Below are 23,838 nucleotides of genomic sequence, written 5' to 3'. Positions count from 1 at the left end.
AGGCAGCTCTGTCGGACGGCTGCGGCAGACTGGTGAATTGTGACCGAGGCAACCATAGAGGCGGCAGGATCGCCGGCATCGTACGAGTTGAACTTCGACTTGGACGGCTCCTCCTTCGCCGTGCGCGAGAACCTCGCCGACATTCTGGAACGTGAGCTGCTGGGCCCGATTCACGGGCCGGAGGAGTTGTTGCCATTCAGCCCGCGTTCACAGTATTTGGTTGGACACATTGCGCCCGTGAAGTTGACGGGTCGCAGATCGTCGGCGTTCGGTGACGACGACACGGCGCGGGATCTCGTCGAGGTCCGGGCGGACGACGACGGCATCTCCGAAGGGCGCGGGGTCCCGGCGTACGCGGCTGATGAGACCGAGGCAGATTCCGACGATGATGACGCCGAGGATCGGGCACCGAAGCAGGGCTTGATGATCCCAGCCTCGATGGGGCTGCGGTTCCAGATGCCAGCGGATCAGGAGTCGTTCGATGTGACGGCGTCGTGGGGCATCTACGAGTCGGTGGAGACGGAGAAGGTGTCCAAGGCCGGTCGGCCGATCCGCCACTACCAGCGAGTTCCGGTCGAGGAACGTCGTACGGTCCTCCTGGCCGACCTCGAGCCGGGCAAGACACTGGCGATCGCGCTGCGGGACGACGCGTGTCTGCGGGTCGACCGGTACGACGACCCGCAGTTTGGGCGGGTACTCGTCGAGATCGCGTTGTGCAACGACCGCGAGACGCCGATGCCCATCCCGTTGAGCATGTGGATGTTCCAGACCAAGCTGCTGGTCGACGCGGGCGGTGCCGAGGTCTTCCTGCCTGTGCGGGATGTGTTGGAGCAGGACTGGCCCGAGTACGACGAAGAGGTCAAGCGTCTCAACCTCCAGTACCGCAACCGCCTCGAGTTCGCCATCGGTCGCACATGCTCGGCGGACTGGACGGTCAAGGAAGGCTCGCGTCGCGCCACCTCAGTGGAGACGACCTGGCTCCCCATTGGCGAGACGCCGCAAACGCGCGCTCGCTCCGTGAAAGACGCGTTGCTGTCCATGGACGAGCTGTCCAAGGTCACACCCGACGGGCTGCGTGCGGGACTCGAACCGCTCGTGACCGGCTACGGAGCGTGGCTCGATGAGCAGGAGACTGAGGCGGCAAAGCTCCCGGCCCATTGGCAAGAAACGTGCGAGCTGGTGCTGTGGGAGGCCAGGCAGGCACACGCGCGGCTCATCTCCGGTCTGGAGCACGTCGCTACTGATCCGGAAGCGCTGCGGTGCTTCCAGTTCATGAACCGGGTTATGCGCGACCAGCGCATCGCATCGCAGGTTGCTGCGGAGCGCGCATCCGATGCCTCAGTGACCCTTGACCAGGCACAGGACAAGGTCACCGAGCGAGGTCCAGGGGCCGCCTCGTGGCGTCCGTTCCAGCTGGCCTTCATCCTGATGCAGCTCGGAGCGTTGACCGATCCCACAGCACCACTGCGCAGCGCCGAGCACCAATCCCGGGTCGAGTTGCTCTTCTTTCCAACCGGTGGTGGCAAGACCGAGGCGTACCTGGGGCTCGCTGCGTACACATTCGCGATCAGGCGCCGCCAAGGTGTCGTGGAGTCGGCCGAGGGCTCCCTCGACGGGAACGACGGCATTGCGGTGTTGATGCGCTACACCCTCCGGCTTCTGACCGCTCAGCAGTTCCAGCGGGCGACCACCTTGATGTGCGCTGCCGAGCTTGCTCGGCGCGAGGACGTGGCGACCTGGGGAGTGGAGCCTTTCCGGATCGGGCTCTGGGTCGGAACCGATGTGAGCCCCAAGCGCTTCGAGGAGGCAGACGAGCAGCTCAAGAAGGCGAACGAATACGGCTCGCACCGGCTGACCGTGCTCCAGATCCAGCGCTGCCCGTGGTGCGGCACCCCGATCACTGCAGCGCAGGTGAGGGCCGACGCCACGATGCGTCGTGTGTTCGTCCACTGTGGCGACGAGCTGGCGCGGTGCCCGTTCTCCAAGGGCGGTGTGGTCTCCGAAGGGTTGCCGGTTCTCACCGTCGATGAGGAGATCTACCGCCTCACTCCTGCGTTTGTGATCGCCACCGTCGACAAGTTCGCACGCCTCGCACGGGAGGGCGAGGCCGCCGCGCTGTTCGGCTACGTGAGCAGGCGTTGCGGTCGCCACGGGTATGTCCACGCTGACTACACGCCGTGTCAGGTGGGTTCACACCCTGCGAACAGCGGTCAACCGGCCGCAACAGTTCGGCCGGTGGGTCGGCTCCGACCACCGGATCTGATCATTCAGGACGAGCTGCACCTCATCACTGGCGCCTTGGGCACCGCCGTCGGACTATTCGAGGTTGCCGTCGAGACCCTGTCGTCGTGGGAGACCCCGGACGGGAAGTCAGTGAAGCCATTGATCGTCGCGTCGACGGCAACCGTTCGAAACGCCCAGGAGCAGGTACGCGGCCTATATGGACGCCAAGTAGAGATCTTCCCGCCACAGGTGCTGGACGTCGCTGACACATTCTTTTCTCAAGAGGTGCCGATCGACAGGGATAACCCCGGGCGGCGCTACATCGGAGTCAGCGCCCAAGGCGTCCGGCTGTCGAGCGCCGAGATCCGTGTTTCGGAGGTGTTGTTGTCCGCGGGGCAACTGCTGTTCGACCGCGCGGGCGCGGCAGCTGATCCGTACATGACGCTTGTTGGCTATTTCAACGCCACCCGCGAGCTGGCGGGCATGGCGCGCTACATGGCCGACGACGTCGCGAACCGCGTGGGCAACCCGGCCAAGGACTCGGGCTTCCCTCGCCGCTACGGCGCCGCCTTCGGCAACCTCCACACCGCCGAACTGACCTCGCGCATCGCGTCCGCCGAGATCGGGCGAACCTTGGACCGCTTGGGGCTGGAGTTCGACTCGGCCTTCGACTCGACTGAGGCGTTCCAAGCGCGGCTCGCGGCACGGAAAGCGGACCAGAAGGTTACCTATCGGACCGACTCACCCTTCGACGTCGTGCTTGCCACCTCGATGCTCCAGGTGGGTGTCGACGTCCAGCGACTTGGTCTGATGTTGGTGGTGGGGCAGCCGAAGAACACGGCTGAATACATTCAGGCGTCCTCGCGTGTGGGTCGGGACGCGTCCGACCGCCCGGGACTGGTCGTGGCGCTGGGGAACTGGGCGCGGCCTCGCGACCTGGCGCATTTCGAGCAGTTCCGGCACTACCACGAGACGTTCTATGCCCAGGTGGAGGCGTTGTCGGTGACACCGTTCTCGCCGACCTCGCTGGCCCGCGGCATCGACGGCCTGCTGGTCAGTGTCGCGCGCGTGATCGAGGCCGCAACCGCGGATGGACTCTCGCCCGAGCGCGATGCCTGGCGCATTAAGGACCAGCGGTCGATCGTGGAGTCGATCGCCGAGCGCCTCAAGAAGCGGATCTCCGCGGCCGCGCAGAGCGAGGACGCCACCAAGCGCGCGAACGACCTGCTTGTGAATCGGATCGATAGGTGGACCGATCGTGCCAAGCGTGCTGCGGAGATGAGCAAGACGCTCGTCTACGAACGCACGGGTGAGGGCGACAAGTACCTGCCGCTGATCATCAGCCCCGAGAACGCGAAGGCATCGGCGGGCGGGTCGATGGAAGCTCCGTTCGTCATCGCCAACTCGATGCGCGAGGTGCAGCCGGAGATCAACCTGCTTGTCAGCCCGGTGCCCGAGCGACTTTTCGCCCGCACGCCCGAGGGCGTGCCCGCCTGGACGCTGCCTACGGGGGAGGAGGACTGATGACTGACCTGCTGCCCGAGTCGGGTTCCGAAGAGATGCTGCACGACCAGAACGAGGCCCTCGACCCACTTGCCGACGCGGAGGACGGAGTCGTCAAGAACCGCGCCAAGGTCGGCTCCGCTCGTCCCTCATCGCTGCTCTATACCTATGGCCCCGGCGCCATCATGGACCTGCCCGGATTCTCGGTGATGCCGGCTGGGCTCGACGACTGGGAACCGATCTGGAAGCGGCGTCCCTTCATCCCCAGCATCATCGAGCCCCGACTGCTCAACGTCGTACGCCTGCACCTAGGACCCCAGGTTGATGGGCTGCGTCCCTTCCCCTGGCAGGCCAAGAAGGGCGCCATGTCGAAGGAAGGCGACGACCTCGGCATTCCGTCACGGGTGTTTCCTCAACTGTTTCGGTGCACCGGCTGCGACTTCCTTGGCCCACTCCCTCGGTTCAGCTACACCAACACCCACCCCTTCCGCCCCGACCTCGCCCAGTTCACACACAAGAACTGCCCCGGCCGAGGAAGACAGCGAGCGGGATCGACCGGCCGCAAGCGCGAAAGCCCCGCCGTCCCGGCACAGCACCTTCTGACCTGCGCCAACGGGCACCTCGACGAGTTCCCGTACACGCTGTGGGTTCACCGCGGCGGCAAGTGCCCGAAGGCCGAACTGCCCGACCTCAAGATGCGTGATGCGAACGTCGGCAAGTCGGTCGGCTCGACGATCTTGTGTGCCTCCTGTGGTGCGAGCCGGGGGATGGCCGAAGCCCAGGGTGGTGTTGGTCGCGACAAGCTGCCGAAGAAGTGCCGAGGCCGGCACCCGCATCTCAATGCTTTCGACCCTGAATGCGACGCCCGCCCGGCGCTGATCATGATGGGCGCCTCGAACCTGTGGTTCGCCTCCACCCAGTCGATCATCGTCATGCCACGCACCGATGCCGAGGAGAAGGAAGCGCTCGCAGACCGGCTCCGCGTCGAACTAGGGGTGGAGAAGGTCCAGAAGTACGCGGACGACCTGGGCATCCTGCGCGATGTCGCGGAGGGCAAGCTCGACCTGACCGATGTCACGGATCAGGACCTCGCCGCGGCTGTAGCCGACGTACTCGCGCCCGCGGACTCCGAAGCTGAACGTCAGGAGAAGCTCGCCGCCTGGGATCCCGTCGACCTGCTCGTCCCGGAGTGGCGTTACCTCCAGAAGCCGTCCCTGTTCCCGCAGCAACAGAACTCCAGTGGACTCATGGTTACTGAGATGCAGCGCGGGCCTGAGCTGCACCAGCGAATCGGCCGTGTCGTCGCGGTCAACCAGATGAAGAAGATCAACGCAGTCCTCGGGTTCACCCGCCTCGACGAGATGGACCGCGTCAACGACCTCGTCAGCCGCCTCGTCAAGCTCACTCGCAACGGCAAGCCGACGTGGGTGCCGGCCACCGAAGACCGCGGCGAAGGGATCTTCCTCCAGCTCGACACCGCCGCTGTCGACGGTTGGGAACAAGGCATCCTCGCAAGTCCCCTCTGGGATGCCCACAGAGAGGCGCATCGGCGCAACTTCTCTCGTCGGTTCTCCGAGACCGCCAAACTGGTGGATCCCGACACCCGCCTGCCCGCGCCCAGATACTGGCTGCTGCACTCGCTGTCCCACGCGCTGATCCGCGAGATGGCGATGTCTAGCGGCTACGGAGCTGCGAGCCTGACCGAGCGCATCTATGGATGGTCGGCCTCTCCGCAGCGCGAGGCCGCGGCAGGGCTTTTAATCTGCACTACGGCATCGGACAGCGAAGGCACGCTTGGTGGGCTGGTTGCCCTCTCTGAGCCAGCCCGGCTTCAGGGGCTGGTCGTCTCCGCGCTGCGACGCGCATCGAGATGCTCATCGGACCCAGTCTGTGCGATGCGAACGCCAAGCGACCCGGAGGATTTCCTTCACGGGGCAGCCTGCCACTGCTGCTCCTTCGCATCCGAGACCTCGTGCGAGAAGGCCAACCGCTTCCTCGATCGGCGCTTCCTGCTCAACCTCCCGACGGCCACCGGCGACACCGTGCCCGGGTTCTTCGGGAGCGTCGATGCCCTCTGATCCCTACATCGCACTCGGCCGGTACCTCACCGCCAGCGAAGCCGAAGCCCTCGCCGTCCAGTTCGACAATGGCCAGCACGTCATCAAGGCGCTGGGCGCGATCAACTCCGGCCGCCGCGCAGACGCCAAGGAGTTGTTAACAGCTGCGGGACTCGACCACGCCGACAGCGAACGCGCGACGGCGGTCCTGCGAGGGATCGCCGGCGCAAAGTCGGTCCACCGTGACCTGACTCCTGTGTGGACGATGCCTGGCAACGAAGCCAAGCTCGGACACCTCACCGGCGAGTTCCACCGACTCGTCCAGGCCGCTCGAATCTCAGTCACCTGCGCCACCTACAACTTTGAGACGACCTCGAAGATGTGGACAGTGCTCAAACAGGCTGCCGAACAGCCCGGAGTCGTCGTGACCGTCTACGTCGACGGCGACAAGGCTGACGCCAACAAGGTCAAGGCCCAACTCCCGCGAGCCACCATCTACCGATCCGCAGAGCTGCCGTCTGGCAAGCGTGTCGTCAGCCACGCCAAGTTCATCGTCATCGACCACGAAGTCCTGCTGCTCACCAGCGCCAACTTCTCCTTCAGCGCAGAGAACCGCAACGTTGAGTTCGGCGTCCTCATCCGCGATGTCGCGTTCGCTGAGTCCGTCGAGTCGACCATGACAAGCAAGCACGGCAGTCTCTATGAGCTCGTTCCCACCTCTGGGTGATCTGCGTGACGAAAGTGAAGTGGTGGTGGTGACTCAGCAGCCGGACACCATCGGGCCGAAGCCCAAGCGGCCCGAGCGGCCGTCAGCGGGTCGCCGCTCAATCGAGGCCATGGCGTTACACGCGCTGGAAACCGGCGCCGCCTCGAGCGTGGATGATCTGCTCGACCAGGTGGCGGCGATCTCCGGTCGGAAGTTGTTCAATGCGCTTCTGGCGATCTTGCAGATGCCTCATGCCACCATGCTTTGCGCGGCGTCGGAGTGGGAGCAGAAGTGGAGGCGGCGAGTGAAGCCGGACGAACGGCCGCTGGTCCTGCTGTTCCCATGGGGACCGGTCGAATTCGTCTACGACGTTTCGCAGACGGAAGCCACCGACCGATCTCGACCTTTGCCGATCAACGCAACCCCCTTCGCCATGGATGGGCTCCACGATGCGGGTGAACTCGTCGCGAGACTTCGCTCGGCCATTCAAGAACTCGGGGTCCGCGTCGTCACTGCGAGGCAGGGGGTGGCGCTAGCGGGAAGAATTCGACGAACCGGCGACGGTGGGACGTTGCGGCTTCCGCCGAGAAGTGTGCCCGGTGCGGTTCGCGAAGTAGCCGTGCGGTGGGTCCTGTCGCTGAATGAGGCTCACTCTCCGACAGAGCAGCTGGCCACGCTCGCACACGAGATTGGACACCTTTTCTGCGGCCACGTGGGTGCGGACCAAGGTGACTTCTGGCCGTACCGTGACCTGTCGGACGAGGTCGCGACTGAGTTTGAGGCCGAGTCGGTCGCCCGGCTCGTCTTCCGTCGGATTGCGCCAGGAGTGGACCTGCCGCCGTACCTGGACCGCATCCTGGATCCGGATGCTCCACTGCCCGATCATGGCTGGACGTATGTCGCCCAAGCGGCCGACAGAATCCTGGACATGCTCAACTTGGGTGATCGAGCGCAGTCGACGGAAGTCTCCGTGGCCGGCCTGTTTGATTCGCGTCGACTTCCCAGCTGGGCCCACGATCTCGTCGTACGTCCGGGTGGTCGCGAGTCGACGGAAGTGATCCTCGTCCGAGCGACCAGCGATGACCGCGGCCTCCCTGAGCGTGTTGGCACAGCTTGGGCCGACGCCGTGCCGGGCGTAAACACACCCTGGGTCGCAGTCGCGCGAAGCGAAGAGTCATTCCAAGGCGTGTTGTCCTATTTCAAGCATGCTCAGGGCGAGGACCCCGAACACGACGAACTGATGGGGCAGTTGCTCGAGTTTCTGCCGCTGGATGACCACTGGACAACGGTCGTATCGGCCGGCCTGGCGGACCAGGCGGCCCTCATAGAGATGAGCGCGGATCCGCCTAATCATGGAGGCGACGCAGTTGCCGCGTGTATGAGCCAAGTTGAGCGTTGCGGGCTCAGCTGTGTGGAGCCTGAGCTGGATACGAGCTGGATGTACAACGAAGTCGAGTACGCGACGGGTGATCTGGGGCACGAGCAGGTGCTGGGTTGGGATGACATGTACACCGACGAGGCGTGGCGCTTCCTCAGTAGCTCTAATCGATTGTTCGTCACCATCCGACCGGACGCCGGTCTTGTCGAACCGAAGGTTGTGGAACTGGTGGCTAGTGCCATCGCGGCTGGCAGGCGGGACCTGGACGACTATTACGCCGGCAACCACGCAGACGTACTCGAAGAAGGTGAGTCCCTGGGGGCTCATCAAAGTTGAGGGTGTAGGCGGCATGTGACGCAGTCACGGCGTGGGGGAGGCGGGGACTGGGTGGTGGCGGAGAATGCCGCCATGGGCAAGAAGTCCGCGGACCGAAGCGAACGTTCGCAGGAGCGGCTGACCCGCCGCCACCTGAAGCGCCTTGGTGAGCTCGCCGACGACCAGCACGCTCGGTACACCCGCCCAGCGGCGCAGGGCGGCAAGCATGCCGCGTGGGCCAACCGAAGGGTCGCAGTTGTGCTCGCGCAGGGCGCAGCCCAGCACTTCCTCCACCCGAATGGAGGGCACGGTGTTAAGGACCTCGACGTGTGGACGTTCTACGCCCGCCGGCCGTCTGCGTCGCTCTACCCGGGCCGCTACGAGACCCACGCCGACTTCGGCCCGTCTGTGCTGGGCCGCAACCTGTACCCACCGCCGTTGATCGGCCGCCAGAAGACTTGGGACGCCTACGACGGGCGTCGGGTCGACTTCCTGGTCCGCGAGCTGTCGGTGGCCCCGACCGCCGACCCCGAGACCGTGGTGGCCGCCCTGCGCGACTGGCTCGCCCGAGGTGCCGAGCAACGGTGTCGTTGCGGTGAGGACAAGCGTCGGAACTCCTCGTCGCACCACCTGGCGCACAAGGCGGTGGTGTGGATCGGGACCCCGCTGAACCGCGACCGCGCGGGGCTGAAGGTATGGGATTCCCGAGAGGACTGGCCTGCATCCTGAGAGGCAGAATTCTTTTGCGGCGGTGGGGTGTTCGGCACGATCGAGGACAACTGGGCGTTGGTGCTTCCGGAGGATTTCCAGCCTGACCTAGGTGTTACCCGGCGCCGGGTAATCGCCGGCGACCACGCAAGCGCACACGACGTCGTCCCTGTGCTCGGCACCGAACTATTCGGGACCGCAGTCAAGGTGCTGGTCACGTTCGAAGCGGGCGGTAGCGCGCAGGACTGAGCTTCCTACTCCGCGGAGCTGTCGGTGCTCGCGTCTACGGTGATGCTGGAACAGCGACGACCGAGGGGACGGTGACCGGCATGGGCGCACCACGCACCGGCACCGTCGCCGACTATCCACGCATGCTGGAGCTGTGGGACCGCGACGCCAACGGCGACGTCGATCCCGGCCGGGTTGGTCAGCGATCCAGTCACAAGAAGTGGTGGCGGTGTCCAGTAGGCCCTGACCACGCATGGCAGGCGCCGCCGAGTTCGATCTCCCGGGCGGTAGCTATCGGGTTCACCGGCTGCCCCTGCTGCGCTGGTCGTCGACTGTCGGTGACCAACAGCTTTGCCGCCTTGTTTCCGGCCGGGGTGCCCCTCTGGGACACCGACAGCAACGATGGCTTGACCCCTGACAAGGTGCTGGCCGGGTCCCCGGCACCGGTCTGGTGGATGTGCCCGGACGGTCCTGACCACCGGTGGCAGGTATCCCCGCTGGTGATGGGACGGCACAGCATCGCGCACGGCCGCCGCGGCTGCCCGTTCTGTGCCGGCAAGCGCCCCTCGGTTACCAACAGCGTCGCGGCCCATCCGCAACTGAGCGTGGAGTGGCATCCCACCTCCAACGGCGACCTGCGGCCCGACGGTGTCGTCGCCAGCACGGGCCGGAAGCTGTGGTGGCGCTGCCTGGAGAATCCCGGCCACGAGTGGCAGGCCACCGGCGCAAACCGCACCCGCGGTCGCGGCTGCCCGTACTGCAAGAAGTCACTGCGCTCGATGCTCGAGGTCGGTCTCGCGTTCGAGCTTCAGATCTTCTTCCCCGAGCTCGACCTGGCCGCTGACAAGGTCGTCGTCGACGGCGTGATCCGGCACGTTGACCTGCTGCTTCCCGAGCAACGGCTCGTGATCGAGGTCGACGGGCGCTACCGCCATGCCGGGGAGGTCGAGCATGCTCGGGACATCGCCAAGACGCAGCTGCTGGCTGCTGCCGGTTACCGGGTGCTGCGGCTGCGGGAGGCGCCGCTGTCGGCGATCACGCCCGCCGACGCGCTCGTTCCGCAAGACGTCACCATCAAGCAGGCAGCCGACGCGGTCCTGACCCGGCTGCGCGAACTCGGCTGGGTTCCGCTTCCCAGGCTTGACGCATATCTGGCCGACACGGAACCGCGCCGCGTGGACCTGGCGGTGGCGCACGTCCAGGCCACGCGGCCCGGACGGAAGGTCCGGCTCCCCGGCCCGCCCCAGTTCACCCGCAGCCAGCGGTGGGGGGACGGCCTGACCGTGCTGAACCGGTTCGTCGCCCGCGAAGGCCACGCCAACGTGCCGTGGGAGCACATCGAGGACGGCTTCCTGCTCGGCAAGTGGGTTGGCGCGAAGCGCGCCCAGCGCCGGCGAGGCCGGATGGCGCCCGACCGGGAGGCGACCCTGACCGCCTTCTCGAGATGGACCTGGGACGCCGTTCAGGACCAGTGGGAAGACGGCTACCTGGCGCTGCTGGCCTTTCTGGACCGGGAGGGCCACATCACCGTCCCGGCGGAGCACCGCACCGACGACGGGTTCCCCCTCGGCTCTTGGGTGCGCTCCCATCGCCGGCCCGGCGGCGGCCGGCGCACCATCACTGTCGAGCAGGCCGCCCGACTCGAAGCCGTACCCGGGTGGACCTACGCATCCAGCAATGACGCTTTCTGGGAGAAGGCCGTGTCGGCGTTCGAGACCTTTGCCTTCCGCGAAGGACACTGCCAGACACCGCGGCACCACCGCGAGGACGGCGTCAACATCGATGCCTGGTCCAAGCAGCAGCGCGCCAAGTTCCACCGCGGTGAGCTACCCCAGGACAGGGTTGCCCGACTGGAGGCCATCTCCAGCTGGTCCTGGTCACCGCAGGCGGACGCCTGGGAGCGGGGGTACGCCGCGCTCGAGAGCCACGTGAACGCCACCGGGTCCGCGCGCGTGGGCCGCGACGGCGTCTGCGCCGCAGTCCCGCTCGGCGCGTGGGTCGGGGAGCAACGGCAGCGGTACACCCGTGGTGCCCTGCCCGACGAACGGCGGGCGCGGCTCGAGGCCCTCCCCGGTTGGAGCTGGGATCCGCACCGCGAATCCTGGGACCGCCACTTCGCCGCACTCACCGGGTTCGTCGATCGAGAGGGCCACGCCAGAGTCCCGACCGACCATGATGAGGAGGGTCTGCTGCTGGGCGCCTGGGTCATCCGGCACCGACAGGACCACAAGGCCGGCACGTTGTCCGTGGACCGCGCGGGATGCCTGGAGGCGTTCCCTGGATGGACGTGGGACGTCCGGGTGGCCCGCTGGCACGCCCACTACGACGCGCTGGCCCGGTACGCCGACCGGAAGGGGCACGCTCGTGCTCCCGGGGACCACCGCGAAGGCGACCTCAAGCTAGGGACCTGGGTGCTCGCGCAGCGACAGCGTCGCCGCAACGGCACCCTGACCGCCGAACGCGCCGCCCTCCTGGCCGCGCTTCCCGGGTGGACGTGGGACATGCGAGAGGCAGCCTGGGAGGCCGGCTTCGAGGCATTGCGCCAGTACCAAAGCCGCACCGGCCACGGTGATGTGCCCCGCGACTGGGTCGAGAAGGGATATCGGCTCGGCCAGTGGGTGGGTGTTCAGCGGGCACTGCTGAAGGCAGGGAAGTTATCCGAGGAGAGGGTCGCCAAGCTGGCCGCCATGCCGGGCTGGGGCGGCGTCAATCGGTGATACCTCGCCCTTCGGGCAGCAGAGCCCGCCTGGATGCAAGGACCATGCGGTTGCGCTAGCAGCCGCCGTGCGACTGGCCGAGGTCCTGGAAGCGACCCCCGCAGGTGGATGTTTCGTTCCTGCCTCTTGGTCAAGTCCCGGGTAGTGGTGTAGCGCTGCGTTCCTTCTCTTGGGTCTAGGCGGTCAGGGCGGGCAGTTGATCAGCTCCGATCTCGGTGTCGATGTCGGGGACGAGGTTGACGCGGCAGCGGGCCAGGAGGTCGAGTCCGAGGTAGCGGCGGCCTTCGGCCCATTCGTCGGTCTGCTCGGCCAGGACGGCTCCGACCAGGCGGACGATGGCTGCGCGGGTGGGGAAGATGCCTACGGCGTCGGTGCGGCGCCGGATCTCGCGGTTGAGCCGCTCGGCGGGGTTGTTGGACCAGATCTGGGTCCATACGTCCTTGGGGAACTCGGTGAAGGCGAGGATGTCGCCGCGGGCGGCGTCGAGGTGGTCGTGGACCTCGGGCAGCTCTGCCGTGGACGTAGTCCAGGAGCCGGTCGAACTGGGCGTGCACCGCGGGACGGTCGGGCTGGTCGTAGACCGAGTGCAGCATCGCCTTGACCGCCGGCCACATCGCTTTCGGGGTCACGCTCATGAGGTTCGCGGCGTAGTGGGTGCGGCAGCGTTGCCAGGCGGCTCCGGGCAGGTTCGCTGCGACCGCTTCGACCAGGCCCTGGTGGGCGTCACTGGTGACCAGACGGACACCGGTCAGGCCGCGGGCGACGAGGTCGGCGAAGAACTCGTTCCACGCCGCCCCGGTCTCACTCGTGGCCACGCGCATGCCGAGGACCTCGCGGTGTCCGTCGCCGTTGACGCCGGTGGCCAGCAGGACCACCGCGTTGATCACTCGGCCGCCCTCTCGGACCTTCATGGTGAGCGCGTCAGCAGCGACGAAGGTGAACGGGCCCGCAGCATCGAGGGGGCGGTGGCGGAACTGCTCGACGTGCTCATCCAGCTCGGCGGCCATCCGGGAGACCTGCGACTTCGACAGGGAGTCGATTCCCAGGGTCTTGACCAGCTTGTCCATCCGCCGGGTGCTGACGCCGGCGAGATAGCAGTCGGCCACCACCGTGATCAGCGCGGACTCCGAGCGCTTGCGGCGCTCCAGGAGCCACTCGGGGAAGTAGGTGCCCTTCCGCAGCTTCGGGATCGCCACGTCGATGGTGCCGACCCGGGTGTCCAACGGGCGGCGGCGGTAGCCGTTGCGCTGCGCCGTGCGGCCCGGCGTGGGCTGCCCGTACTCGGCGCCCACGACGGCGTCGGCATCCGCGGACAGCAGGGCTGTCGACGCTCCCCGAATGTTGGGCCGGTTCTGCTCTTTGGAAGTTAGGCCACTTCGGTGTTGGTCATTGTGCCGTGTTCTCGGCTCGTGCTGAGGGAAGTGTCGCGATGCCGGTGTCCTTGAGTCGGTAGGAGCTGCCCTTCAGCGTGAGGACGTCGGCGTGGTGGACGATGCGGTCGATCATGGCCGCGGCGACGACTTGGTCGCCGAATACGTCGCCCCAGCGGGCGAAGGGCAGGTTGCTGGTCAGGATCAGTGAGGCGTGTTCGTAGCGTGAGGACACGAGCTGGAAGAAGAGGTTCGCGGCGTCTTGCTCGAAGGGGATGTAGCCGACCTCGTCGACGATGATCAGCCCGTAGCGGCGTAGCCGGGCCAGCTCGTTGCCGAGTCGTCCGGTGGCGTGGGCTTCTTGGAGTCGGGTGACCCAGTCGGTGGCGGTTGCGAACAGCACCCGGTGTCCGGCGTGGGCGGCCTTGATGCCCAGTCCGATGGCCAGGTGGGTTTTCCCGGTCCCGGGCGGGCCGAGGAGCACCAGGTTCTGGGCGGCGTCGATGAACGTCGCGGTGGCCAGGTGGGCCACGACGTCACGTTTGAGGGCGGGTTGGTGCTCAAGGTTGAAGTCCTCGAGCGACTTGCGTCCGGGGAACCCGGCGGCACGGATGCGGTGCTCTGCCCCGGCGGCGTCGCGGGCCGACACCTCTCGTGACAGCACCGCTGCCAAGTACTCCTCGTGGGTCCAGGACGCCTCCCTCGCTTGGTCGGCCAGCCGGGTGGCGGCTTCCCGGATCCGGGGCGCCTTCAACGCCCGGGACAGATACTCGATCTGCTTGACCGACTCCACGGACGCGCTCGTCGCGGCGGCGGAGCTCTTCTTGGTGGGCATCAGGCCACCTCGCCGTTGGTGTCGTCCAGTCCGCCCTGGTCGGGCAGGTCGACACCGAAGGCGGTGTCGTAGTCGGCCAGGTCGCGCAGCAGGTCACTACCGGTCGGTGCCGCCGGACGCCCGTAGTCCTCACGCATCCGTCGAGCGGTGTCCACGTGGGCCGGGTCGGTGATGGTCGCGGCAGTGCCCCAGCTGCGGGCATGGTTGGCCACGACCTGGTCCTGGCAGGTGACCTGCACGGTGGACAGGTCGGCATGGACCTCGACCATCCGTCCGATCACGGTCGGGTCGACGGAGTAGTCGTTGCCGGCGACCCGGACGTAGTAGTCGCGTGGCAGCCGGACCCGGGTGTGGAACCCGGTCGCGGGTGGCATCGGGGGCAGAGCCAGCATCGCGGCCCGGTCGATCGCTGCCAGCTCGGCGGGGCGGCCCCCGAGTCGCCGCACGGTGCGGGCGTTGGCGACCGGGAGCCAGGCGGTGAGTTGGGTGTTGAAGTCCGCGGGGCTGGTGAAGGTCCGCCCGGGCAGGAACGAGGTTTCCAGGTAGCGATTGGCGCGTTCCACGATCCCCTTGGACTCAGGGTCGAACGGTTTGAGCTGCACGATCCGGGTGGCCAGGGTGCCGCAGAACCCGGCCACCCCTTCGGCGTAGCGGTTCCGGCGCCCGATGCCTGCCTCGTTGTCCCAGATCAACCTGTGCGGCACCGCACCGAGCTGGGTCAACAACAGCTCCCACATGCCGGCCAGCAGGTCACCGGTCGTACGCGAGGGCAGCATGGTCGCGGTGATGAACCGGGAATACGAGGACACGATCACCAGCACCGGCGGGGCACCAGATTGTCCTGGACCCAGCGGGATCATGACCGGTGGGAACCACAGGTCGCACTGGGCCTGATCGCCGGGCCGGTACTCCAACCGGTCCGCAGGGTCGCGGGGTGCGTAGTCGACCCGCAGCACCGCGACCTGTTTGCGGAACCACGACGTCGACCCTTGCCAGCCCACCCGTTCGGCCAGCACTGAGGCCGGCATCGTCGGGAACTCCTTCAACAGTTCCCGCACCCGCGGCTCGTAGACGTCGAACACCGAGGGCGCCTTCGGTCGGACGTACCGCGGCGGGGCAGGGGAGTTCACCGCCCTCGTGACCGTGTCCCGGGCGATCCCCAGATGCCTGGCTATCGCCCGGATCGACATCTGCTCCTGCGCATGCAGACGCCGGATCTCAGCCCAGTCCTCCACTGTCATCACCCAATCCATCGTGGTCGGGTGGCCTACTTTTCGGAGAGCGCTACTGGCCTAGATTTCGAGGAGCGTCGACACAGGGCGTTGATGATCGTCTGCAGCAGCGAACGCATCAGATCCGGACTCGCCTCGGCCAGGGCTTCACCCAGCAGGCCGGCAGGGTCGAGAATGTGTGGTGCGGTCATCGTGATGACTCCGTTCGAGGGTTCTGTGAGAGGTTCACTCGAAGGATCACGCGGTGGCCGCATCTACGTCTTCCGTACACGCCGGTGACGATCTCGGCGGCCGCGCTACACCACTATCGGGGACTCAACTTGCCTCTTGGCGCGTTGAGTCTGGCGGCCACGGCAGTCGTCCACGCCGGCCTGTCCATTTCCGCCGATGGGCTGGGGTTGGACGTGCTGGTCGCCGGGACGACCTGGCCAGACTCAATCGCTGACGAGAACCTCTCTTGTCTGCAGGAGGCGGCTACCAGGAGCCCCCCGCTACCTGTGGTGAGTCAGTCGCACCGCGTCGACCACTCGACGCGTGAGCTCCTCGTCGGTGATCGCAGCGGGTGGAGAGTGCTGCTCCAGTTGCGCAGCAAGGGCAACGCGTCGTTCGTAGTAGAGAAACGAGGCGCTGGGGATCTCCGGGTCGCGGGAGAGTCGCTCCCAGATGCGTAGTGAGCGCGGGCCGGCAGTCCGGTCCAGCGCTCGGCACAGGGGTTCGAGCTCGTTGGTGGAGACACCCTCCTGCAGGGCTGCCTTGATGAGGTCCGCTAGTGACGATGCTGACTCTGGGCAACGGATGCTGGAGAACCACTCCTCGTCGTAGGCGTTTGGGTGGCGCCTAATGCTGGCCGGGGCCGCGGCCTGTCGTGTGATCATCCGCGCCTCGGCGGCGCAGTCACCCAGGCGAAGAAGGACAGTGTCGGCCCAGACAGTTCCGTGGTGGTCGCGGAGGCTATCGCGGAGCGGGTCTTCGCCCATGCGCTCACCAACAGCGAGGGCGAGGGACGACTTTCTTCCGCTTCTCTCGTCGCTGGTAGCAACGGCCTGCAGAACGCGCTCACCGAGGTCGGGCGCCCACGGTCCTGGCAGAAGCTCGGCCAAGCGAGGCAGGTGTCGAGCGTCCATCTCCGCGATGACCGCCTCGATTCGCTCGCGAGCCGCTTCGGACCACTGGTCGGCCAACCAGGCCTCAAGCTCGGCATCCGACCAGTCGAGGAGGAATCTGAACAGTTGACCGGCTTTCTCGGCGTCCAACGTGAATTCGCGCTCGGCGCCGGCGCGAAGGATGAGCCACAAGCGTTGGCTCACCGCCTTGGTCTCTGGGTTGAAGGCGCGCGCCACGCCCTCGTCCTCGAAGGCAGATCGCAACTCGTCGTCTGACACCTCAGAAGCGGTCTCGGGTTTGCCTCCATCCTCGTGTTGGGTTCGGACACGCCTGGTCGAGGGGAAGGCTGGTGGGTTCCGGCGGGCGTTGAGGGTGCCGCTCAACAGTTCGATCGCGACCTCGACGGTGTCGGCGTCCCACGTCGAGGGGTCGATGGGGACGTCGAGGTCTCCAAGGTGCTCGGAGTCGCGTGAATTCAGGACACCAAGGAGACGTTCGATCTGGGGTTCGTCCATCGCCATGACGAGCCGGCCGCCCAGCTCGTAGCGGAGTTCTTCACCCACAGGATGATCGAGGAAGGCCTGAAAAGCCACGACCGGCTGCTCAGCCAGCACGTCCTGAGCGTCGTGGTGCCAATAGGTGTCGTCATGGCGCTCGGCCACTATGTGGGCAAGTTCGGCGATGTCCGGACTGGCCCAGGGTTGACGGCGGCCAAGAGTGCGATCCTCGACGAGTTCATCGAGCAGGTCGCCGTCGACACTCTCGGCACTCCGCAGCAACGCGAGGAGCCTGCTCCGCGTGACCCTGCGAGCCAACGACATCACAGCGTGACGGCGTAGCTTGCCCGTGGAGGACAAAGCGATCTCCACCGCGCGACCCTCCTGGGCCAGGTCAACCGCGACGCCGATGAGTGTCTCGGCCGCCATCTTGTCGGTGTCGGAGACGGCCTGGTCAGCCATGGCCTCCACGTAGTTCTCCATCAGGGTGCTGTCGGAGAGCAGATCCGGATAGAGGGCAGCCATTGTCCAACCGGCTGCGGCCGCGCGGCGCCGCACCACGTCATCCTCATCGCGAACCGCCGTGACGAGGAGCTGCAGCGCCTCGTCGCGCGGCAGCACATGCGGGACCAGTTCCAGCGCGTTGCCGCGCACGGTGCGTTCCTCGGCGGTAGTGGCAGCGCGAAGTGTGTCGTCAAAGCCAACGGGTACCTCGAGCGATACCAGCCGAACCAGCGCATCGCCATCGCTGGACCCGTTCCCGACGCTGGCTCTACGCTCCAGCCACACACGACGGGCGACGTAGGTTTTCCACAGCAGGTGCACCGCCCAAGCTCGTTGTTCGCTGGTGGCCGCCGGTCCGGTTGCGCGGGCGACGAGACAGGGGTCGAAAGGCACGATCTCCTCGCGCCACCGATCATCGGCGGCGGGAAGTAACAGCTCAAGGACGTTGACCCAGGCCGGGTGAACCGCGCGCACGGGCTGGCCTTCGAGGTCTCGCACCTCAAGCTCGATCAAGACATGGTGGCGCAGGATCTCGAGCCCACGCTCTCCGGCGTCAAGAAGCGCCCGTGCTGCTCGCGCCTCCTTCATGACGTTGGCAGGGAACCTGATGACCCCGGCGCTGTCGCGCAAGAGCGCTCGAGCGGCTAGCTCACCCAACGTCTCCTGGGTCGGCTCCAACTGGTCTAGGTCGGCGTGCAGTCCGCTGTTGACCAGCTCGTCCACTCTCAGTTCGGAAATGCCGCACCTCTGCAGTGCGAGAGCCAAGCGGTCGAGCCATACCCGAACCGTCTCCGGCGCGGCTTGGATGCGGGTGTCGATTCCGAGTCGCCGATCGGCAAGGTCGCAGACGAGTTCCAGGGCGGTGCTTGGTAGCGGCGTGCCGGCGTACACCCGGCTCACGGCTGCAGCTGCGTAGATCGGGATGACGATGAGGTCGCTGACATCGCCGGTGTGGGGGAGAGCCTCTAGGAGTTGGGGCTCGGACACTCCGCGGGTCTCCGCGTATCGGGTCACCCAGGCCATGTCGGTCATCGGTGTCCACCGAACGAAGGTCTCCTGGTCGGTGAGTTCAGGTAGAGGACGTGACGCGATGACGATCCGATGCTGCGGGTAGGTACGCGCGATCTCGGCGAGTAACTGAAGCAGGCGTGGCCTGTTCGCAGCAGGGACTTCGTCCAGACCGTCGAGGAGCAGTGTGTAGCTGGCGTCGCGAAGTCCCTCGAGCGTCAGCTTCGGTACCCCCACCCGGGTTGCGCGGGCGCTGGCCATCCCAGCGACGAATCGTGGACCAGCGTCCGTCCAGCCCGGATCGATCTGGATGTTGACCACGTGCTGCACCAGCGCTGGCTTCGTTGACCGATGCGCGATCTGCAAGAGTTCCTGGCTCTTTCCTGCGCCTCCCTCGGCCTCGATGACGATGTGCAGCTCGGCGTCGTCCAGGTCGGTGCTCAGGATCTGGCCTTCCTGCCAAATCTTTGCCGTGTAGGCACCCAACCCGCCGGCTTCACTCACGAGGCTTGCCTCGGCCATGGGGAGCGGTAGGTAGTTGGCGTCCAACTCGGCAGGGTCAATGAGGGGTGCCTGGTCGGCGGTCTCGACTACCGGGGGCCGCGCGATGGCGTGAGCAGCCCGGACGGCGGCCTGATACTCCTTCTTGGGGTCGGCGAACTGAACGACTTCGATGCGCGCGCTGTTTTCGAGTTCCGCCTTGAACTCGGTCGCCTGCGGATCCGTAGCGGATGCGTTGGTGATCAGGAGATGTGGCTTGCGGGCAGAACTCGCCGCGTCCATGGTCCAGGCCAGGTCACGACGGATGTGCTCTTCTCGTACGTCCAGGCTGTGGCCGAGAAAGACGAACCGGTGCGTGGTTCCAAGAGCGCGCAGAAGCAGCCTCGACTGCTCGCTCGCCAAGATCCTGGCGTAGGAGTCGTTCGTCAGAACAATGGTCCCTGGCAGGGTGCACACGCCGTGAAGATGCAGAACGCGAAGCGCGCCAGAGTCTGACTTCATAGCGATGTCGAATCGGTCGAGAGTCAGGCTTTCGGCCACCATTCCGATGGACCGGGCAGCGACTTCTACGGATAGGTCGTAGTTGGTGGTGATGATGAGTCCCGAGGCCACCTTGGACAGCGCCTGAAGTGCGGGGGTCGTTGCCAGCTCGCATTCCCTGTAGTAGTCGGCTGTCTGTTGCTGAACCCATTCTTCGCCTAGCTCGGCGGCAATGGCATCCACGACGTCGAATGGCGGATCAGGAGCTGAGACGGTGAGATTTGCCGTCATGGCCGCCGCCTGGGTGATCAGGTGCTCGATCAGGGCCGGGAAGCCAGGGGCGCCAGCTGCCTTGGACATTCCTGAGCCGACGACAGGGACGAACGAGGCGTGCTCGTCACGAAGTTCGCTGAAGAAGGTACGTTCGTCCGGTTGCTCGAAAGCCGGCGCCTTTGCCTCGGTCGTGACCACGCCCACCATTCTCGGCTGTTCAGGGGCGCTGTGCGCCGGTATCGGTTTGTCATCACACCTCGACCCTGGTCCAAGGCCGAACTTCTGCGCCGCCGCCCCGTGCGCGGCGCGTCAGAGGGTCGCTCGATGATTCGAACGATGTCCATCTACTGACGAGTCATCCGGACCGGTTGACGCCGTGCGCCTGTCATCACGTGCGTGGGCCGGGCGCACGAGATGGAGGCCGGATCAGCTCCATCCCGTACAGGTCCGAGCTCAGCACCTCACCGTCGCCCAGGTCGACGTCGAAACGGAAGTGAGTGATCTCGTGGCCTTGCGACTTGAAGGCAGTGTGGAACCACCCGAACGTCGCAATCGCGAACATCCAGGTTGCCGACTCTCCACCCTCAATCCGCTTAGGGATGCGTGGGTTCGTACCCACGTAGTCGTCGCGTCCCATTAGCTTGCTCTCGACCGACGGGTCCCCGTTCAGGCGCCAGTAGAGCGAGATGCCCTCGACGGTGATGGGGAGCTCTCCGGTCGACCGAACGGTCAGCGACACAGACTTCTCGACTTCGGAGGTGGTTGCAGGGTAACTACCGAGCGGCACCATGATCAGGCTCGTGCCATTCTCGATCAGCACACTGCTGCGGACCTCGATTGTGGCTGCACGCTCGGCTCGAGCCGAGCGGACTGCGGCCTCCATCAGAGCGCCCAGCCACTCGTCGGTGATGCCGTTCAACTCGATCAGGTCAGCGCCGGTAGCCGACTCCCGAGCAGCCTTCCACTCGCGCAGGACGTCAACGCTGTAGCCGTCCGGCTCCTTGTGGTCAATCAAGTCGTGGTGCGGAACACAGAGAAGGATGAGGTTCGGGAATGAGCGGCGCTCCTCATTGGTCATGTCCGCGCGGTAGCGAGCTGATCCGGGCTCGGCGCCTTCGATGTGAGCGATGTGGACGTTGACCGACGGCTGACCCGGTTTCACGAAGACGGTGGTCTTGGTCCGGCATTCGGGGAAGTAGCACGTTCCCTTCGCCATCTCGAAGAGCGCACTCCTTGTCCCCGAGCGGTACGCGTGAGGGTCCACTGGATCGACGCCTTCCTCAGTGCTCACGATCGGCAGGTTACGCATCCATGCGCGCCTTGTCCGCAATGCTGTCTCCAGGACTCCGCTCGACCTTGCCGTGCGGAGAGCTCCCTCGGCCTGTGTCATCTCACCGCGAAGGTCGCACTCGCCCGGACTTGCCCGCCGCGGGTCACGAGGTGGGTGGGTCGTGGCAGTCTGCGGCTGTGACCGAGCCGAATCCCTGGGCAGACGCTGCCACCTACACCTGGGAGCAGGACATGCGACGGGGGAGTTGGCCGACTCCTCGAACGGCGAAGATGCCTGAGCCGCCGTGGCCAAGCCCCGACAATCCGATGCTCGCGGCGCTGCTGTCCGACGCGCGCAAGAACATCGACTCGCTCGGCATCGACACCGCACTCATTCAACTGGCGCCCCGCTCTTGGTTCGGGGGCGGCATTGAGGCCTACGACCGTGGCCAGCGCGATGCTCGTGGAGGGCCCGGCGAAGACTGACAGGGGGATTCGACCCGGTACCGCTTACGGTCCACATTGGGCCCGCGCTACTCGGTGCCAGGCCGGGTATCCTGAGATCGGAAGCGTGGGCGCATCCCTCATCGCACCGTGCGAATCGGTAGTTTCCAACGCAGGACCACAGTAGGTCGCGACGCCCGTGACGGCGCCCAGAGGGGCTAGGTTCAAGTCCCCAGCCTTCGGGCCACAACCTTCGCCCCGACCTGCCTGCTTCCGAGGCGACCCGGCAACGGAAGACTCAGTCGTGTGCGGGTGCTCCGTTCTGGTGCCTTTCGTCGGCGGGGGAGTGCCAGCCCTTTTGACGCGAGCCTCGAATGCACTCCACGCGCTGCGGCCGTTTGCGACCGTCGGCAGGAGGGCTCGGATTGGGCTCCCTTTCATTCGCAAAGCCCCGCAACGAGGTGCCGCTGTCACCAGACGTTCAAAACGGCATCGCAGCAGGTCACGGGCTCGTTCGGCCCCGTGAGCGCAGGCGCACGCAAGCGATCGCCCCTTCGCTCAGGGCCATGAACGTCTTCCCGATGACGCACCACGCCGAATGCGTCGCGTTGCTGGAGCGAACCGGCCCCGGGCCGTCCTGACCTCCACTAGGATCGAGGTGTGCGTCTGGTCTCGGCAGTCCTGGGCTTCGCGCTCAGGAAGGCAGGGTCGCTGCTCGCCGTCGTGCTCGCCTTGTTCGTCGGGCTTCTGCTCGTCCAGGCCGCGGTTCCCGCGATCAAGGACGCGGTGATCGACCGCGACCGCCTGCGGCAGGTGGCCGAGGAGCGCGCCGCGCTCGAGGATGAGCTCACCCGGCTGCGAGCCGACCTCGCGGAGGCGCAGCGCGAGGAGGTCGCCTCGCGGCTGGAGAGCATCGATGCCGAGGTCGAAGCGCTCGGCGAGCGGGTCTCGGCCAAGCGCTCCGAGGTCGCGGAGAAGGTGACGGAGAGCGAGGAATGCGGTCGCCTCCGCTCCATCGTCGAGAACCTGCCCGTTGTGCCCAACACGTGCGACCTCAAGGAGCGGGCCGCCGAGTCGGCGCAGGAGTCGCTCGAGACCCTTGAGTCGAGCCTTGCTGAAGCCGAGACCGCGGCTTCGGTGATGGGTGACCCGGACCTGACGCCCCAGCAGAAGCTCGAGCAGGTCGGTGCGGACGCCACGTTTGCCTCCTCGGCGCGGGAGATCGACGCCGCCGAGTCGGAGTTGGCCCAGAAGCAGGCGGAGGAGCGCAGCCTGGAGCAGACCCAGGGGTCGGGCATCGGGTGGGTCGTCGACCAGTGGGCGCGGTCGTGGCGCTGGCTGGCCGTCGTCGCCCTGCTCGTGCTGCTCCTGCCGCCGGTCGTCAGGACCATCGCCTACTTCGTCCTGATGCCACTGGTCCACCGCGTGCACCGGCGGATCCGCCTCGCCGGGCAGGAGGGTGAGGCCGGCGAGGTCCGGACCTCACCGGCCGAACGAACGTTGACGGTCGAGCTCGGTCCCAGCGAGTTGCTGTCCGCCCGCTCGGAGCACGTACGGCCGGTGCAAGGGCGGGTACGCAGCCACCTGCTTTACGACTGGTCCTCGCCGTTCATCAGCTTCGCCGCCGGTCTCCACGGCCTCAGCCGCGTCACGGGCGACGAGCGCGTCACGGCGGCGACGTTGTCTACGCCAGACGACCCGGACTCCTACCTGATGCGCATCGACTTCACCGACCACCCCGGCCTAGTCATGCGCCCGCGTCACGTCGTGGGCGTCATCGGCACGCCCCGGCTCGAGACGCGCTGGCGGTGGGGGATCCAGGCGTTTGCCACTTGGCAGGTGCGCTACATCCTGTTCGCCGGCACCGGGAGCCTCGTCGTGCAAGGCCACGGCGCCGTAGAGGCGACGAATCCCCGCGGCGGCACCACGCGGATGGAGCAGCACCTGCTTATGGGCTTCGACTCGCGGCTGCACGTGGGCGTCGATCGCACCGAGGTGTTCTGGCCCTACCTGTGGGGTCGGACACCGCTGGTTGACGACGAGTTCACCGGCTCGCACCCTCTCTTCTGGCAGAAGGCGAGCTCGGAGGGTGCCCGCAACCCGCTGGCGCGGGCGTTCGACGCCTTTTTCTCGGCGTTCGGCAAGCTGCTGGGTTTCTGAACTCCGAGAGTGCCGACGACCTGTTTCCGATGACGCATCACGCCAAATGCGCGTAGCTGCTGGAGGAGGTTAAGGCTACCCAGCAACGGGCGATTCGCGACTGTCGACGGCGTCAAAATTGGGCCACTTCGGTCTTGGCAGGGCCATGGGGCGCAACCGGTGTTCACGGTTGTTTGGGAACACACCCGCGACACACGCCAACGAAAGACGATCTCTGACGCTGGAGGACGTTGGGAGGTGTCTTCGCAGGTCAGGGGCCGCCTTCGGGCACCTAGCTGGTGGGCGTCGCCACGCGTGACTAGATGTCCTAGGAGGGCTCGAACCAA

Annotated in this window: 13 protein-coding genes and 1 pseudogene; 9 read left to right on the top strand and 5 right to left on the bottom strand. The window is 66.4% G+C overall.

The window, feature by feature from the left end; all coding sequences use genetic code 11:
* Positions 1–39 precede the first annotated feature (39 nt).
* The 7 genes from drmA to H8838_RS11045 all read left to right on the top strand — a co-directional run bounded on the left by drmA (position 40) and on the right by H8838_RS11045 (position 11,835).
* On the top strand, positions 40–3,747 hold the full coding sequence (gene drmA, locus H8838_RS11075) for a DISARM system helicase DrmA (protein ID WP_185996645.1): 3,708 nt from the start codon (positions 40–42) through the stop codon (positions 3,745–3,747).
* Complete coding sequence (gene drmB, locus H8838_RS11070) at positions 3,747–5,804, top strand: DUF1998 domain-containing protein (RefSeq protein ID WP_224766074.1); 2,058 nt, start codon at positions 3,747–3,749, stop codon at positions 5,802–5,804. The genes drmA and drmB overlap by 1 nt, the downstream gene beginning before the upstream one ends.
* The gene (drmC, locus tag H8838_RS11065; protein ID WP_185996646.1) at positions 5,794–6,510 is read left to right on the top strand and encodes a DISARM system phospholipase D-like protein DrmC; all 717 of its coding nucleotides are present in this window, start codon (positions 5,794–5,796) and stop codon (positions 6,508–6,510) included. Before drmB ends, drmC begins: the two co-directional genes overlap by 11 nt.
* Positions 6,485–8,203: an ImmA/IrrE family metallo-endopeptidase gene (locus H8838_RS11060; RefSeq protein ID WP_185996647.1), complete on the top strand. Its 1,719-nt coding sequence runs from the start codon at positions 6,485–6,487 to the stop codon at positions 8,201–8,203. Before drmC ends, H8838_RS11060 begins: the two co-directional genes overlap by 26 nt.
* A 72-nt stretch (positions 8,204–8,275) precedes the next feature.
* Positions 8,276–8,911 (top strand): hypothetical protein, encoded by a 636-nt coding sequence (locus H8838_RS11055; protein ID WP_185996648.1) that lies wholly within the window; start codon positions 8,276–8,278, stop codon positions 8,909–8,911.
* A gap of 27 nt (positions 8,912–8,938) precedes the next feature.
* Positions 8,939–9,139: a hypothetical protein gene (locus H8838_RS11050; RefSeq protein WP_185996649.1), complete on the top strand. Its 201-nt coding sequence runs from the start codon at positions 8,939–8,941 to the stop codon at positions 9,137–9,139.
* An 80-nt stretch (positions 9,140–9,219) separates the two neighbouring features.
* Positions 9,220–11,835, top strand: coding sequence for a Helicase associated domain protein (locus H8838_RS11045; protein ID WP_191465626.1), 2,616 nt, complete (start codon positions 9,220–9,222; stop codon positions 11,833–11,835).
* A 175-nt stretch (positions 11,836–12,010) separates the two neighbouring features.
* Here H8838_RS11045 and H8838_RS11040 read toward each other — a convergent pair.
* From H8838_RS11040 to H8838_RS11020, 5 genes and pseudogenes are all read right to left on the bottom strand, one after another.
* Positions 12,011–13,157, bottom strand: a pseudogene (locus H8838_RS11040) (IS256 family transposase); the annotation flags it as partial.
* Positions 13,158–13,221: 64 nt separating this feature from the next.
* Positions 13,222–14,040: an IS21-like element helper ATPase IstB gene (gene istB / locus H8838_RS11035; RefSeq protein ID WP_185996701.1), complete on the bottom strand. Its 819-nt coding sequence runs from the start codon at positions 14,038–14,040 to the stop codon at positions 13,222–13,224.
* The gene (gene istA, locus H8838_RS11030; protein WP_185996702.1) at positions 14,040–15,284 is read right to left on the bottom strand and encodes an IS21 family transposase; all 1,245 of its coding nucleotides are present in this window, start codon (positions 15,282–15,284) and stop codon (positions 14,040–14,042) included. Before istA ends, istB begins: the two co-directional genes overlap by 1 nt.
* Positions 15,285–15,763: 479 nt before the next feature.
* Positions 15,764–19,837, bottom strand: a complete 4,074-nt coding sequence (locus H8838_RS11025) for an SIR2 family NAD-dependent protein deacylase (protein ID WP_185996477.1) — start codon at positions 19,835–19,837, stop codon at positions 15,764–15,766.
* A gap of 190 nt (positions 19,838–20,027) precedes the next feature.
* Positions 20,028–20,930 carry a hypothetical protein gene (locus H8838_RS11020; RefSeq protein ID WP_185996478.1) on the bottom strand — a complete coding sequence of 301 codons (903 nt, stop codon included), beginning with the start codon at positions 20,928–20,930 and terminating at the stop codon, positions 20,028–20,030.
* Positions 20,931–21,106: 176 nt separating this feature from the next.
* Between H8838_RS11020 and H8838_RS11015 the strand changes: the two genes are divergently transcribed.
* A complete protein-coding gene (locus H8838_RS11015) occupies positions 21,107–21,394 on the top strand; it encodes a hypothetical protein (protein ID WP_185996479.1) in 288 nt (95 codons plus the stop codon).
* Positions 21,395–22,012: 618 nt separating this feature from the next.
* On the top strand, positions 22,013–23,512 hold the full coding sequence (locus tag H8838_RS11010) for a hypothetical protein (protein ID WP_185996480.1): 1,500 nt from the start codon (positions 22,013–22,015) through the stop codon (positions 23,510–23,512).
* Positions 23,513–23,838 lie beyond the last annotated feature (326 nt).

The sequence above is a fragment of the Nocardioides campestrisoli genome, from assembly GCF_013624435.2.
Taxonomy (GTDB): Bacteria; Actinomycetota; Actinomycetes; order Propionibacteriales; family Nocardioidaceae; genus Nocardioides; species Nocardioides campestrisoli.
Note: the sequence above shows the minus strand (reverse complement) of the source record. Positions and strands in the feature narration are given on the sequence as shown.